Consider the following 14,476-nt stretch of genomic DNA (forward strand, 5'->3'; position numbering starts at 1 on the left):
AGTGGACTGGGTTTCGAAGGGCGGGTCAAGGGCGCAAGCCAACCGCACACCCATCGCCATCTAATAAACTGGAGTTGTTCGTCATGCCTAAGATGAAGACCAAGAAGAGTGCTGCAAAGCGCTTCGTGGTGCGTCCGGGCGGTACCGTCAAGCGCGGTCAAGCCTTCAAGCGTCACATCCTGACCAAGAAAACCACGAAGAACAAGCGTCACCTGCGCGGCGCAACGGCAGTTCATGATTCCGATCTGAACTCCGTCCGCGCGATGCTGCCGTTCGCGTAACCCCTAACTGATACTCTAAGGAGAGAAACATGCCTCGAGTCAAACGTGGGGTAACCGCACGGGCCCGCCACAAGAAGATCATCAACCTGGCCAAGGGTTATCGCGGCCGTCGCAATAACGTCTACCGCATCGCCAAGCAGGCGGTGATGCGCGCTGGTCAGTACGCGTACCGCGATCGCCGCAACAAGAAGCGTGTGTTCCGCGCACTGTGGATCACGCGTATCAACGCGGCAGTTCGCCAGCACGATATGACCTACAGCGTGTTCATCAACGGCCTGAAGAAGGCGTCGATCGAACTCGACCGTAAGGTGCTGGCCGACATGGCGGTGTTCGACAAGGCTGCTTTTGCTGCGATCGTCAAGCAGGTGAAAGCCGCCGTTGCAGCCTAATTGCGAAATTAGCACTGCGTGGTTAGTTGCAGCGAGGTTCCGGTAGTCTCGGCCGCTGCAGCGAAAACGGGGCTCTTCCGAGCCCCTTTTTTGTTTGGTGGGCGATTTCGCTCGCCAAGACCGAATGACGTTGGAAATGATGGGATCTATGGATCTGGACCAGATTGTCGCCGACGCGCAGCAGTCCTTCGAACAGGCTGCCGACATCACCACGCTCGAAAACGAGAAAGCACGATTTCTCGGCAAGTCGGGTGCGCTGACCGAGTTGCTGAAGGGCCTCGGCAAGCTCGATCCCGAAGCACGCAAGACCGAAGGCGCACGCATCAACGTCGCGAAGCAGCAGGTTGAAGCCGCGCTGACCGCCCGTCGCCAGGCACTGGCCGACGCGCTGCTGAATCAGCGACTCACTGCCGAAGCGATCGACGTGACGTTGCCGGGCCGCGGCGCCGGTGCAGGCAGCCTGCACCCCGTGATGCGCACGTGGGAGCGTGTCGAACAGATTTTCGGCTCGATCGGCTTCGATGTGGCCGACGGCCCCGAAATCGAGACCGACTGGTACAACTTCACGTCGCTGAACAGCCCTGAGAACCACCCGGCGCGTTCGATGCAGGACACCTTCTACGTCGAAGGCAAGGATGCCGACGGCCGCCAGCTGCTGCTGCGCACGCACACGAGCCCGATGCAGGTGCGTTACGCGCGCATGAACCGTCCGCCGATCAAGGTGATCGCGCCGGGCCGCACGTATCGCGTCGACAGCGATGCGACCCACTCGCCGATGTTCAATCAGGTCGAGGGGCTGTGGATCGACGAAAACATCAGCTTCGCCGACCTCAAGGGCGTCTATACCGACTTCCTGAAAAAATTCTTCGAGCGCGACGACATCCTCGTGCGCTTCCGTCCGTCGTATTTCCCGTTCACGGAACCGTCGGCCGAGATCGACATGATGTTCGAGCAAGGCAAGAACGCCGGCAAGTGGCTCGAGATCTCCGGTTCGGGGCAGGTGCATCCGACCGTGATTCGCAACATGGGCCTCGATCCCGAGCGCTACATCGGCTTTGCGTTCGGCAGCGGCCTCGAGCGCCTGACGATGCTGCGCTACGGCGTCCAGGATCTCCGGCTGTTCTTCGAGAACGACCTGCGTTTCCTGCGCCAGTTCGCGTAACGCCGCGCGCCGCGCCGACCTGTGCCCGTGCACGCCCCGACGGACGTTTCCGAGGGGCCCGGGCGTCGATCTAACCTGTTTCGAACGTAGACATCCATGCAATTCCCTGAATCCTGGTTGAGAACCTTTGTCGACCCGCAGCTGACGACCGACGAACTGTCGCACGCGCTGACGATGGCGGGGCTCGAAGTCGAATCGCTGAGCAAGGCTGCGCCGCCGACGTCGAAGATCGTCGTCGGTCGCGTGCTCGAAGTCGTCAAGCATCCGGATGCGGACAAGCTCAATGTCTGCCAGGTCGACGCCGGCACCGGCGCGACGCTGAATATCGTCTGCGGCGCACCGAACGTCGCGCCCGGCATCAAGGTACCGGTCGCGCTGGTCGGCGCGGAACTGCCGCCGGCGGAAGAGGGCGGCAAGCCGTTCGCGATCAAGCTGTCGAAGCTGCGCGGCGTGGAGAGCCAGGGGATGCTGTGCTCGGCGCGCGAGCTGAAGCTGTCCGAGGATCACAGCGGCCTGCTGGTGCTGCCGGAAGACACGCCGGTCGGCCAGGACATCCGCGAGACGCTGAACCTCGACGACACGATCTTCGAAATCAAGCTGACGCCGAACAAGGCCGACTGCCTGTCCGTGTTCGGCATCGCCCGCGAGACGGCTGCGATCACCGGCGCACCGCTGACGCCGGTCGACATCCGCCCGGTGCGCGTCGAGCTCGACGAAACGCTGCCGGTGCGCATTGCCGCGCCCGATCTGTGCGGCCGCTTCTCGGGGCGTGTGATCCGCGGTGTGAACGCGCGTGCGAAGACCCCGCAGTGGATGGTCGAGCGCCTCGAGCGTTCCGGCCAGCGCAGCGTATCGGCGCTCGTCGACATCTCGAACTACGTGATGTTCGAGCTTGGCCGCCCGTCGCACGTGTTCGATCTCGACAAGATCCACGGCGGCATCGAAGTGCGCTGGGGCAAGCGCGGCGAATCGCTGAAGCTGCTCAACGGCAGCACGGTCGAACTCGACGAAACGGTCGGCGTGATTTCGGACGACCGGCAGGTCGAAAGCCTGGCCGGCATCATGGGCGGTGACAGCACGGCCGTCACGCTCGATACGACCAATATCTACCTGGAAGCCGCGTTCTGGTGGCCGGACAGCATCCGCGGCCGCGCGCGCAAGTACAACTTCTCGACCGATGCGGCCCATCGCTTCGAGCGCGGCGTCGACTACGCGACGACCGTCGAGCACGTCGAGCGCATCACGCAACTGATTCTCGAGATCTGCGGCGGCAAGGCCGGCCCGGTCGACGATCAGGCGGTGAACCTGCCGCAGCGCGCGCCGGTGAAGATGCGCGTATCGCGCGCGAACCGCATCATCGGCGTGCAGATCGGTGCCGACGAGATCGCCAGCATCTTCACGCGCCTCGGCCTGCCGTTCGAACGTGAAGACGACGCGTTCCTCGTCACGCCGCCGTCGCATCGCTTCGACATCGAGATCGAGGAAGACCTGATCGAGGAAGTGGCGCGCATCTACGGCTTTGAAAAGATCCCGGCGCGTCCGCCGGTCGCGACGAGCGAAATGCGCGCGACCAACGAGACGCGTCGCTCGATCCACGACATTCGTCACGCGCTGGCCGCGCGCGACTACGCGGAAACCGTCAACTTCAGCTTCGTCGATGCGGAGTGGGAGCAGGATTTCGCGGGCAACGACCACCCGATCCGCCTGCTGAACCCGATCGCGAGCCAGCTGTCGGTGATGCGCACGACGCTGTTCGGCAGCCTGATTTCCGTGCTGCGCCACAACCTGAACCGCCGCGCGGATCGCGTGCGCGTGTTCGAGGCTGGCCGCGTGTTCCTCACCGATACGGCGGCGAAGGCCGGCGAGCTGACGGTCGAGGGCTACGTGCAGCCGAAGCGCGTCGGTGCGCTTGCCTACGGTCCGGCCCTCGACGAGCAATGGGGCACGGCGACCCGCGCGGTCGATTTCTTCGACGTGAAGGGTGATCTCGAGGCACTGCTCGCACCCGCGACCGCACGCTTCGTGAAGGCAGAGCATCCGGCCCTTCATCCGGGCCGCAGCGCGCGCATTGAAGTCGATGGCCGTGCGGTCGGCTGGATCGGCGAACTGCACCCGCGCCTGATGCAGAAGTACGAACTGCCGCACGCGCCGGTGATGTTCGAGGTCGACGCGGACGCGCTGATTGCACGTGCGTTGCCCACGCCGACCGACGTATCGAAATTCCCGCCGGTTCGTCGCGATATCGCCGTTGTCGTCGATCAGGCGGTCGAGGTTCAGGCACTTTTCGACGAAATGAAGAAGGCGCTTGCCGAAGAGGCCTGCCGATTCGTTCAGAAGGTTGTACTCTTCGACGAATTTCGTGCAAAATCAAATACTTCCGGTGGTCTTGCCGCGTACGAGAAGAGCCTTGCCTTCCGCGTGACGCTGCAGGACGCGGCTGGCACGCTACAGGACGAGGTCGTCGATCAGGCTATCCAGACGCTGGTCGAGCGGATGGCTCGTACCGGTGCGCGCCTGCGCGGCTAAGGAAGAGGTCCGCCCGCTCGCGGGCGGCCTGTTCCGATCGTAAGTTTTGATTTAACGCGCTGTATGGCAGATATGAACGACATGACCTCGAGTGAATTCGAAGCCCTCCTGACGGCGCAACGCAGCGCCATGAACCGCGACGCTTCGGCGCCGGCGTCCACCGAGACGCCCACGCTGACGAAGGCGGAGCTGGCGGAGCTGCTGTTCGACAGCGTCGGGCTGAACAAGCGTGAAGCGAAGGACATGGTCGAGGCGTTTTTCGAGGTGATCCGTGACGCGCTCGAAAACGGCGAGAGCGTCAAGCTGTCGGGGTTCGGCAATTTCCAGTTGCGCGACAAGCCGCAGCGTCCGGGCCGCAATCCGAAGACGGGCGAGGCGATTCCGATCGCGGCCCGCCGGGTGGTAACCTTCCACGCGAGCCAGAAGCTGAAGGCGCTGGTCGAAAACGGCGCGGAGTAAGCCCCCCGCTGACGCACCCGCGCGGCCGCCGCGCACCCTTTACCGACGGTTAACCGACGATGACCACTACGGTTGAGAAAGTCGTCTTGCCTCCGATTCCCGCGAAGCGCTACTTCACGATCGGTGAAGTCAGCGAACTTTGCGGGGTCAAGCCGCATGTGCTGCGTTATTGGGAACAGGAATTTACTCAACTGCGGCCGGTGAAGCGGCGTGGCAATCGCCGGTATTACCAGCACCACGAAGTGCTGCTGATCCGGCGGATTCGCGAGTTGCTGTACGAGCAGGGATTCACGATCAACGGCGCGCGCAACCGGCTCGATTCGCCGGCCGGCGAGCGGGCCGCGGCGGCACCCGTCGAGCCGGAGATGCAGGCCACCGATGCGCGCGTGCCAGGCAGGGCGGGCTCGACCGTCGACGTCATTGCATTGCGACAGGCGCTGCTCGACGTGATCGACGGACTGAAGCACGACTGAGCGCGAAGCGCGAAGGATGAAATGAAAAGCCCGGTTGGCGGCGTGCCACCGGGCTTTTTTCATGCGTGTCGCGCGCGTTTCAGCGCGACGCGAGCGGATTCTTCTGCCCCATGTCGACGACCAGCGTGCCGTCCGGCAGCATCCGCACCGAGCCTTGCGCGACCTGGTTGCGGTAGTCGTACAGGTCGAAACGCATCGGGCCGGCCTCGGCCGAATTCCGGATCAGCGCGCGCACGTTCAGTTCGAGCACGTTGAACATCTTCATGTCGCCGCCTTCCATCCACATGTAGCTCGGTGCATCGATCTGCGGCCGCTGCGGCGCGGGCGCGCCTGCCACGCGCCTGAACGTGAGGCGCAGCCCGTCGCGCTCGACCGTTGCCTGTCCGAGCTTGCCGTTCAGCACGGGTGGCGGGAACACGGTGTACTGGTCGAGCACGAGCGTGTCGCCACGCAGTTCCGCGCCGCGGCGCTGCAACGGTGTCAGCGAAGCGAGCTCGATGCCGAGCGAACGCAGCAGTTTCGCCTGCGGGATGCCGAGCACCGACACCTGCGACGGTTTGAACGCGAGATGCCGGTCGTCGAGCACGGACAGCGTGCCCTTCATGTCGGTCGGCAGCCAGACGCCCGGCACGTGGTTCCACAGCTTGATGCCGCCCAGGACGCGCAGGTTCGTGCCGTCCGCGCTCAGTTGCAGGTCGTTGAGCGAGCGGGGTGAGTAGTCGAGCAGATAGTCGTTGAAGAGCGCGGACATCGCCTTCCACGACTCGACGACGGTGCCACCGAGAATGCGGATGTCGTACTGGTTCGGATCGTCGAGATCGACGGGTTCGCCGGGCCGCTTCGATACGAGTTCCACGTCGAGGTCCTCGACGTGAAAGCCGATATCCCCGGACAGGTTGAAGTCGACGTTGCGCAGATGGATCGTCGGGTTGCGGTTCGACACGTGCCGTTCGTTGAACGGCGTGGTCGACGTGCGCCGCATCGCGACCTTCTGCATGCCGGGGTGGGCGGGGTTCGCCGCGAGTGCGTAGGCTTCCCAGTGCTGGCGGATGTCGCGCAGCGCATTCTGTTGCGCGGCGAGGAAGCTGTCGTTCAGGCGCGCGGCCGCGTTGCCGAGCAACGCGCCGCTGGCCGGGCCCGCATACGAAGGCATCCGGATCGCCATCGCGCCGCTTTCGTCGAAATTGAAGTAGCCGGCCGACACCTGGTCGCGATAGTGATACAGGTCGAACACGAAAGTCTGGTCACGCTTCGTGGAATCGACCGGGCCGATCAGGATGTCCGCATTCATCGGCATCGAGCGCATGAACTTCACGTCGCCGCCGCGAATGTACATCGCTTGTTGCGGTGCGTTCGCGGGCATTGCGAAGCCGGCATGCGTGCCGTCGTCGAGCTTCAGGTCGAGGCCGGCGGGCGTCACGCGCAGCGCGGTGATCGTGAGCTTCAGGCGCGGCGGCGGCATCAGCTTGTCGACCGACATCACGAGATCGTCGCCGGCGAGCTGCGCGATCGGCGTCTGGACTTTCAGCAGGTCGGCCATCTTCACGTTGGCCGCGCGCATCACCGGCTGCGCGTTGATGCCCGATACGCGCACGCCCGTCGGATGGAACACGAGCTGGCTGCCGTCACGGATCGCGAGCGTACCGGTCAGCGAGAACGGCACCCAGCCGTCACGTTGCATCTCGCCTTGCAGGTGAATCACGCCGTCGCCGGCCGAAACGGCGAGCCTGCGCAGCGGCGCGTTGCGGTAGCCGAAGATGTACGTGTTGAAGAGGGCGGTGAGCTTCGCGTCGTCGAGCGTGACCGTACCTTCGTGCACGTCGATCTGGAAACTGGTCGGATCGTCGAACACGATCGGCGCGCCGGCTTGCGTCGGTACCAGCGTGGCCGACAACTGATGGATGAAGAAGCCGAGGTTGTTGACGATGCGGAAATCGACGTCACGCAAGAACGTCATCGCGCCGTTCTGGCCCGAGTCGCGCAGCGTGAACGGGCGCGGTTGCGTGAGGTTGATCGATGCGAGCGACGGCACGGTGCGTGCGATCTGCTGCTCGCGGGCGAGACGTTCGGCCTTGGTGCGTTCGATCTTCGTCGACGCGACCGACGTGTTGCCGTCACGCTGCGCGGATGATTCCGCGCAACCGGCGCACAGCAGCGCGAGCGCCAGCACGCCGCAGCCGAACACGCGGGACCTCGTGGGCGAGATGGGGCGGCCCGCGCGTGGCGGGCCGGAAATCCAGTCGAAAATTGCCAAAGGCGAGCGATGGCCGCGCCGGACCGCATTCCGCATCGTCTGTCTCCATGTCTTGTCGTGATCGACGGCGGCGCGCACCACTGCACGGCGCGAGCGTCGATGCCGTGCAGTGTGGCATAGCGCCCTAGAGCGGCGTTACCAAACAACGGGCGCCGGGGTGCGGCGGTCCGGCGGGCTTCGGGACAATGGATTCGGGGTGGTTGGGCGGCTGAATCAAACGGTCGTTTGGTTTGCGCGGCCCGTCGTCGGCGAATGTTTCAGCAAGCGGGAAAATCCGCTGCAGCGTTGGCCGATGCGGGTTTCGCCGGATGCGACGGGTAGCGGCCGCGGCGGTCGAGGCGATGGGGCGAACAGGCCCCGTCGCAGCAGCCCTTGATCAAACCAGCATGTGCTGCCGGATTGCGTCCAGCGTCGCCTGGTCGAGCTGCAACCCGTTCGAGATATACGACGCCATCGAGCCGTATGAGGCGGTGACCTGGTCGAACGCTGCCTGCAGATAGTCGGTGTGCGCGCCTTGAAGCACGGCCATCATGTCTGCCGCATTTTGCCCGCCGGCTTTTTTGGCCTGGACGACCGACGCTGCGATTTCCGATGCACTATAGACGTTCGTCAGCAGATAGTCTGCGAGTATCGTCTGTTCGGACGCGCCCAGGATCGTGTGCAGGATCGCGGTTGCCCAGCCCGTGCGATCCTTGCCTGCCGTGCAGTGGAACACCAGGTTTTCGCCTGAGCCAGCGAAGCCGGTGAAGAGCGCGTGGTAGCTGGCATGCGCGGTGTCCGACGTGACGAACGCGCGGTACATGCTCGACATGAATGCCGTCGCGGTGGCGCCGGTGGTCGGGATCGGATCGATGCCGGCAGCCCCGAGCACGTTGAGGTTTTGCCAGGCGGCGCCGGCCAGCGGCACATCCGGTTGCGTCTTGATCTCGGCGGGCGTGCGCAGGTCGCGGACCTGCCTGATGCCGAGCGTGCCGACGATGGCGATGTCCGCGGCCGACAGCGCGAGCGCGGATGAACGATAGATCACGCCTTTTTTCATCTTCGCGCCGCTCGTTGTCACGTAGCCGGTTCCGTCCGGCCCGGCCGTGTCGCGAAAATTCGATGCGGAACGCAACCGTGGTGTCGTGACCGGCGCGACCGAAATCGAGTCGCCTCCGCATGCCGACAGAAGCGATGCGCTTCCCAGCGCCATGCCTATCGTACCGGTGCCCAGCCGGAGAAAATGTCGACGGGTAATTTCGTTTTTCTGATGCATTCAATGCCCTGTGTCGGAGACGGTTACAAGAGGTCGCGACTGCGGTGGTCTCCGAAGCCGCCCCCCGTATTACGCGATGCCGCAGAGCCCGGGGCAGCCGGATCGATCGACATGCAGTCGGACGGTCCGCCCGTGCGCATCGATCTCGCACCGGGTAACCGCACGGTAGCGATTTACGGCGAACCGGCCATCGTCCTTTTCGATTAGGTCGCAATGTGGAGCAGCGGTGTCGAATGTGCGTTGTCGACAGGTGGGATCGGCGGCAACAGCGAGGTAAGATCGGCATCAGTGGCTGTATCGACCAAAGCACAGTAGCCATCACGGGGAAACGTCATGGATCTCAAGGAAGTCGACGTATTGGGTGCGGGCGTGGGCGATCACTGGTACTACGCGTCGAAGGCGAGTGCGATCCGTCGGTTCCTGGGGGCGCCGGGCGCGAACCGGATACTCGATGTCGGTGCCGGCTCAGGCTTCTTCTCGAAGCATTTGCTGGAGCGTACGCAGGCGACGGAGGCGTGGTGTGTCGATACGAGCTACGCCGACGATACCGACGGCGAGGCGTCCGGCAAGCCCATCCACTTTCGGCGATCCGTTGACCGATTCGATGCCGATCTCGTGTTGCTGATGGACGTGCTCGAGCATGTCGACGACGATGTCGGTCTGCTCACGCAGTACGTAAAGGGCGCGCCTTCGGGCAGCCGCTTTCTGATCACGGTTCCCGCGTTCCAGTTTCTCTGGAGCGGTCATGACGATTTTCTCGAGCACAAGCGCCGATATACGCTCGGCAGTCTCGAGGACGTGGTGCGTCGCTCGGGGCTCGAGGTCGAACACGGCGCCTATTATTTCGGTCTCACGTTTCCGCTTGCGGCAGCGCTGCGGCTCGGCGAGCGGGTGCGCCGGCAGCCGAGCGAGCCGGCGTCGCAATTGCGTCGTCACCATCCGCTCGTTAACGGCCTGCTCAAGTCTATCTGCCGGATCGAGTTACCGATATTCCGTTTCAACCGCGTCGCCGGGCTGACGGTCATCTGTGTTGCGCGCAAGCGGTGAATGCGAGGTGCGGGCGTGTAATCGGTGCGCAAATCGCCCCGTCGTTGCTCGCCTCGGCGTCCTCACGCCAAAAAATTTCACAAGAATGTTCCCAAAATGCATGCGACCCGTTCTAAATCGGAAAACTGTCTGTTATAATTTTTTTCTTTCGGGGCGTAGCGCAGCCTGGTAGCGTACCTGCATGGGGTGCAGGTGGTCGGAGGTTCAAATCCTCTCGCCCCGACCAGACAAAGAACCCGCGTCAGTTCAAGCTGACGCGGGTTTTTTCTTGCCGGTCGCTTTTTTGCACATCGCGGCGCGGCCCCGGTAAAATGCAAGGTTGATCCACGGAAAGCGCCGTGATTTAGCGGAAGAGGATTCCCCGAACATGACTGATCTTCGTCTTACCATGCGGTTCGCTGCAGTGCTCGCAACCGGCGCGCTCGTCGCCGGTTGCGGTACGTCGTCGCCCACGAAAGTGGACTACAAGAGCGATTCGAAATCGAAGGAAGCGTCGCTCGCAGTGCCGCCCAACATGCTCGACGAGACGGCCGATCAGCGCTCGCTGCCGCCCCAGGGCGGCGCGACTTCCCTGTCCGCGCTTCAGCAGGTCCAGCAGGCAGCGCCTGCGCTGGACACCGTTGCTCCGGCTGTCGCCGGCATGCATATCCAGCGCGACGGCACCGAGAGCTGGCTCGTGATCGACGGCAAGCAGCCCGCCGACGTCTGGCCGCAGGTTCGCCGCTTCTGGCAGGAACAGGGCTTCCTGCTCGTCGTCGACCAGCGCGACAAGGGCGTGATGGAAACCGACTGGAACGAAACCCATCCGCAGATCAACGACGGCCTGATCCGTAGCGTGATCTCGAAGGCGATGGGCAACTCGTACGTGACGGCCGAGCGCAACAAGTACCGTACGCGTCTCGATTCGGCGCCGAATGGCGGCACTTACGTGTTCATCAGCCAGAAGGGGATGCGCGAAGCGATCACGGGCTCGAACAACGATTCGAGCAAGTGGGAAGCGAAGCCGAACGATCCGGCGCTCGAGACCGAATACCTGAAGCGATTGATGGCCGTGCTCGCACAGAACGAGCAGCGCGCGAAGAACGGCGAGCCGCCGATCGCGAACATCAAGGACAACACGGTGCCGGCGGCCAAGGACAAGAAGGCCGACGACGCATCGTCGAAGGCTGCTGCAGCGATTGCCGCGCAAAACGTCTCCCGCACGTCGGCGCAAGGCAACGATGCGGCCGATGCTGCCGTCCCGTCGGAAGTCACGCTCGGCGAGCCGTACGACCGGTCATGGCTGCACGTCGGTCTCGCGCTAGATCGTGCGAACTTCACGGTGGACGATCGTGATCGCTCGAAGGGCCTGTATTTCGTGCGTTATGTCGATCCGAAGGATCTGACTTCGGCCGAGCAGGGCTTCTGGAGCCAGTTGTTCCATGGCAAGAAGGAAAAGCAGGCGAAGCAGTACCGTGTCAACGTGAAGGCACTCACGGCCGACCAGACGCGCGTGGCGGTAGTCGACGATTCGGGTGCGATCGACACGTCGTCGCCGGCTCGCCAGATCATGGGGTTGCTCGTGAATCAGCTCCGCTGATTTCGACGTTTCTCCGCATCGATGAAAAGCCCGCCACATGGCGGGCTTAATAGGATGGTCAGCCCGATCCTCACTCAGTGGACTACGCTGAGTGAGGATTTTGTCCTTCTGGAGGGCCATCATGGACACGGTATCGCTGATCGGAATCGATCTCGGCAAGCACTGCTTCCACCTGCATGGACAGGATGCGTCAGGCAGGATGGTGTTCCGTAAAAAGCTCACGCGTAGCCAGATGTTCACGCTGCTGGGCAATTTTCCGCGTTGCATTGTGGTCATGGAGGCCTGCGCCGGTGCTCACTGGATCGCACGTCGACTTCAAGCGCTGGGCCATGAGGCCAAGCTGATTTCTCCGCAATTCGTCAAACCGTTCCGGCAAGGCAACAAGAACGATTTCGCGGACGCCCGTGCGATCTGCGAAGCAGCCGCTCGTTCGAGCATGCGTTTCGTGAGCCCGCACAACGAAGCCCAGCAAATCGTTTCAGCCTTGCACCGTGTGCGCGAGCGGCTGGTGCGTGACCGCACCGGCACGATCAATCAGATTCATGCGTTTCTGTTGGAGTTCGGTATCAGCTTGCCGCGCGGCATGGCAGTGATCCGGCGACTGCCTGCCGTGCTCGAGGCAGAATCGTTGCCGCCGAGGCTGGTGGTCGTGCTCGAACGTTTGCAGGCGCACTTCAAGTATCTGGACGAGCAGATCCACCAGCTCGAACGTGAGTTGCTTACCCAGCTACACGAGGATGAACGCAGTGAACGACTGCTCGAGATTCCTGGCATTGGCCCGATGACCGCCAGCGTGTTGATGTCTGAGTTGGGCGATGCCCAGCAATATGGCTCAGCAAGGCAGTTTGCAGCTTCGGTTGGTCTGGTGCCGCGGCAGTACAGCACCGGCGGCAAACCAACGCTACTGGGCATCAGCAAGCGTGGCGACAAGGAACTGCGACGATTGCTGGTGCAATGTGCGCGGGCCATCATGCAGCGCATCGAGCACCGCACGGATGCATTGGGCGTCTGGATTCGCAGCCTGTTGGCGCGGCGACACTCGAACGTGGTGGCCTGTGCCCTGGCCAACAAACTGGCGAGGATCGCCTGGGCCATCCTCGCCAAAGGGACACACTACCGGAGCATCGAGGCTGTTCCCTCAGTCTGACGCTTCCTATCGCTTACGGCTTCAGTTTCAGTAGTCACCTCTGGTTTTGCGACGCGAGATACGTGAAGGCATAAACGACTCAACGGCCGGGCAAGTAACCTGACACAAAAAACAGCACCTCAATGCTGTGGGCTTTTTGAGGTTTGCCCGGCGCGGCTCCCATCATGGGGCGGGATCTTTCCCATCCGCGACCCCGGATAGATTCGAGCAAGTCCACTTTAGGTCAACACTGCCTCGCTTGCAAAAATCGGGCTGACCATAGATTTTTCTTGGCCACTCGCCGGCGCACACGTGTGCTGGACGTTCAGTCACTCTTCGTGACGTTACGTAACATCCGCGCGTTACGGCGGAAAAACCCGTGTCGCATCGTCGGTGGTCAAAAATTTGTCTTTATAAATCAATGGGCTAGTTGATTCGTGGCGGTTGGCACGCAACCTGCTTTATATGTTGGAATTGTTGAACAGGGAGGGTGACGTCAGATATCGGAGGTGCGCCGCGAGCGCTCGATCAACGGTATCGATGTCTTCGAATGTCGACGCGACAAGCGTCGGCGCAACTGATGACGATCCGCGCCAGCGTGCGGATCTCGATGGCCCCGTCGCCTATCCTCGTAGGGCGACGGTTTCGCCCGCGCTTCTCTGAAGCGCGGGCTATTTTTTTGGGGCCGTCGTGCGATACCGTGCCGGCGCAGCCAATGCGCGATTCGCGTATTCTCGGACTTTTCCGGATGAGGGGGAGGCGGGAATGGCGGAAATTGCAGTCGTGGCGCTGATCGTGGCAAAGCCGGGCGCCGAGGAGAAGTTGCGGGCCCAGCTCGAAGGGATCGTCGAACCGACCCGCAACGAAGCGGGAGCATTGCAGTACGACCTGCATCGGGACCTGAAGGAACCGGCGCGATTCGTATTCGTCGAGCGCTGGGAAAGCGAGGAGGCGCTGGCTGCTCATGCGCGTTCCGCGCACATTCTCGCTTACCGGGAAGCGGCCGCGGACTGGATCGAGCGTTCCGAAATCCGCGTGCTGTCGAAGCTCGTCTGAGCGGGGTGGGGCGACCGGACACGTCCGGTCGCGGGGTGCGTCAGTGCGACGTGTTGGGTACGTCGAGGATCAGGATGATCGTCCAGTCGGCGTCGCCGTCGTGATGGTACTGGCGCTCGGCGACGATGAACGGCTGCTGCTTGCCTTGCGGGCCGAGGAAAAGCACGTCGCCCTCCATCGGCAGGCACTCGATCGGCGGCAGCGCGAGGAACGCGTCAGCCGAGCCGCGGGGCATCAGTTGCTTGATCTGGCGAGTGGCGGCTTCGGTCCACTCGATGTCGAGTTGAATGTTGCTCATGCTGTCCTCCGCACCGGGGTGCGCACGGGTGGAAAATTTCGGTGCGCGACTTTAGCACAGCGCGCGGGCACCGCAACCAAAAAAGCCGAACCCGGTTGCCCGGATTCGGCTTTTCGCTTGTGCGGTGCCGCCGAACTTACTGGCTGGCAGCGTCTGCAGCCTTGGCAGCCTTCTTGCCGGCCTTCTTCGCAGCTGCCTTGTGGTGAGCAGCCTTCTTGCCGTGGTGATGCTCTTCCTGCACCGCCGGCTGAGCGGCTTCAGCCGCTTGCTGCTGCTGCAGCGCCTGTGCGCGTTGCTCGATCTCGGAGATCTTGGCCGGATCGGTAATCGTCTTGATTTCCGTGCTCTCTTGCGCATACGCTGCGCCAGTCAGCGCCGACATCGCTACCAGGATAGCCAGGGACGTCTTCTTCATTGCTTTACCTCCGCTAAGTGGTGATGAACCCGAGTGTTGCCGTTTTGTCTGGCGACTGCAATCGAGTGCGTGTCGAGTGTAACAAAAGTGACGGATCAATGTGCACCGGATCGTGGCGCTACGCAAGGCCCCGTTGAAGTCGCGCAACACTTCGCA

14 protein-coding genes and 1 tRNA gene are annotated in these 14,476 nt (G+C 62.9%); 11 read left to right on the forward strand and 4 right to left on the reverse strand.

Annotation, left to right across the window (positions count from 1 at the left end; genetic code table 11):
• The first annotated feature begins 83 nt into the window (after positions 1 to 83).
• From rpmI to LXE91_RS12390, 6 genes are all read left to right on the forward strand, one after another.
• Positions 84 to 281 carry a 50S ribosomal protein L35 gene (rpmI, locus tag LXE91_RS12365; RefSeq protein ID WP_004191477.1) on the forward strand — a complete coding sequence of 66 codons (198 nt, stop codon included), beginning with the start codon at positions 84 to 86 and terminating at the stop codon, positions 279 to 281.
• A gap of 29 nt (positions 282 to 310) precedes the next feature.
• The gene (gene rplT, locus LXE91_RS12370) at positions 311 to 670 is read left to right on the forward strand and encodes a 50S ribosomal protein L20 (protein WP_004192938.1); all 360 of its coding nucleotides are present in this window, start codon (positions 311 to 313) and stop codon (positions 668 to 670) included.
• Between the two features lie 148 nt (positions 671 to 818).
• Positions 819 to 1,832 carry a phenylalanine--tRNA ligase subunit alpha gene (gene pheS / locus LXE91_RS12375; RefSeq protein WP_006486107.1) on the forward strand — a complete coding sequence of 338 codons (1,014 nt, stop codon included), beginning with the start codon at positions 819 to 821 and terminating at the stop codon, positions 1,830 to 1,832.
• Between the two features lie 96 nt (positions 1,833 to 1,928).
• Positions 1,929 to 4,358, forward strand: coding sequence for a phenylalanine--tRNA ligase subunit beta (pheT, locus tag LXE91_RS12380; RefSeq protein WP_039371435.1), 2,430 nt, complete (start codon positions 1,929 to 1,931; stop codon positions 4,356 to 4,358).
• A 72-nt stretch (positions 4,359 to 4,430) separates the two neighbouring features.
• A complete protein-coding gene (locus LXE91_RS12385) occupies positions 4,431 to 4,817 on the forward strand; it encodes an integration host factor subunit alpha (protein WP_006486093.1) in 387 nt (128 codons plus the stop codon).
• Positions 4,818 to 4,876: 59 nt separating this feature from the next.
• Positions 4,877 to 5,290 (forward strand): MerR family transcriptional regulator, encoded by a 414-nt coding sequence (locus tag LXE91_RS12390; protein WP_039371439.1) that lies wholly within the window; start codon positions 4,877 to 4,879, stop codon positions 5,288 to 5,290.
• Positions 5,291 to 5,369: 79 nt separating this feature from the next.
• Here the strand turns inward: LXE91_RS12390 and LXE91_RS12395 are convergent, their stop codons facing one another.
• Positions 5,370 to 7,580 carry a hypothetical protein gene (locus LXE91_RS12395; protein ID WP_278068084.1) on the reverse strand — a complete coding sequence of 737 codons (2,211 nt, stop codon included), beginning with the start codon at positions 7,578 to 7,580 and terminating at the stop codon, positions 5,370 to 5,372.
• A gap of 340 nt (positions 7,581 to 7,920) precedes the next feature.
• A complete protein-coding gene (locus LXE91_RS12400; RefSeq protein WP_260851880.1) occupies positions 7,921 to 8,658 on the reverse strand; it encodes a tyrosine-protein phosphatase in 738 nt (245 codons plus the stop codon).
• A gap of 474 nt (positions 8,659 to 9,132) precedes the next feature.
• Between LXE91_RS12400 and LXE91_RS12405 the strand changes: the two genes are divergently transcribed.
• The 5 genes from LXE91_RS12405 (at position 9,133) to LXE91_RS12425 (ending at position 13,607) form a co-directional block, all read left to right on the forward strand.
• Positions 9,133 to 9,846 (forward strand): class I SAM-dependent methyltransferase, encoded by a 714-nt coding sequence (locus LXE91_RS12405; RefSeq protein ID WP_039371448.1) that lies wholly within the window; start codon positions 9,133 to 9,135, stop codon positions 9,844 to 9,846.
• 149 nt (positions 9,847 to 9,995) lie between these two features.
• Positions 9,996 to 10,072, forward strand: a tRNA-Pro gene (locus tag LXE91_RS12410).
• Positions 10,073 to 10,213: 141 nt separating this feature from the next.
• A complete protein-coding gene (gene bamC, locus LXE91_RS12415) occupies positions 10,214 to 11,425 on the forward strand; it encodes an outer membrane protein assembly factor BamC (protein WP_039371451.1) in 1,212 nt (403 codons plus the stop codon).
• Positions 11,426 to 11,546: 121 nt separating this feature from the next.
• Positions 11,547 to 12,572 carry an IS110 family RNA-guided transposase gene (locus LXE91_RS12420; protein WP_278068085.1) on the forward strand — a complete coding sequence of 342 codons (1,026 nt, stop codon included), beginning with the start codon at positions 11,547 to 11,549 and terminating at the stop codon, positions 12,570 to 12,572.
• 744 nt (positions 12,573 to 13,316) lie between these two features.
• Positions 13,317 to 13,607, forward strand: a complete 291-nt coding sequence (locus LXE91_RS12425) for a putative quinol monooxygenase (RefSeq protein WP_039339313.1) — start codon at positions 13,317 to 13,319, stop codon at positions 13,605 to 13,607.
• Between the two features lie 40 nt (positions 13,608 to 13,647).
• Here the strand turns inward: LXE91_RS12425 and LXE91_RS12430 are convergent, their stop codons facing one another.
• Together LXE91_RS12430 and LXE91_RS12435 are read right to left on the reverse strand one after the other, a co-directional pair.
• A complete protein-coding gene (locus tag LXE91_RS12430; RefSeq protein WP_021162409.1) occupies positions 13,648 to 13,905 on the reverse strand; it encodes a hypothetical protein in 258 nt (85 codons plus the stop codon).
• Between the two features lie 136 nt (positions 13,906 to 14,041).
• Positions 14,042 to 14,320, reverse strand: coding sequence for a hypothetical protein (locus LXE91_RS12435; protein ID WP_039339310.1), 279 nt, complete (start codon positions 14,318 to 14,320; stop codon positions 14,042 to 14,044).
• Between the last annotated feature and the right edge of the window lie 156 nt (positions 14,321 to 14,476).

The organism is Burkholderia contaminans, from assembly GCF_029633825.1.
GTDB lineage: Bacteria > Pseudomonadota > Gammaproteobacteria > Burkholderiales > Burkholderiaceae > Burkholderia > Burkholderia contaminans.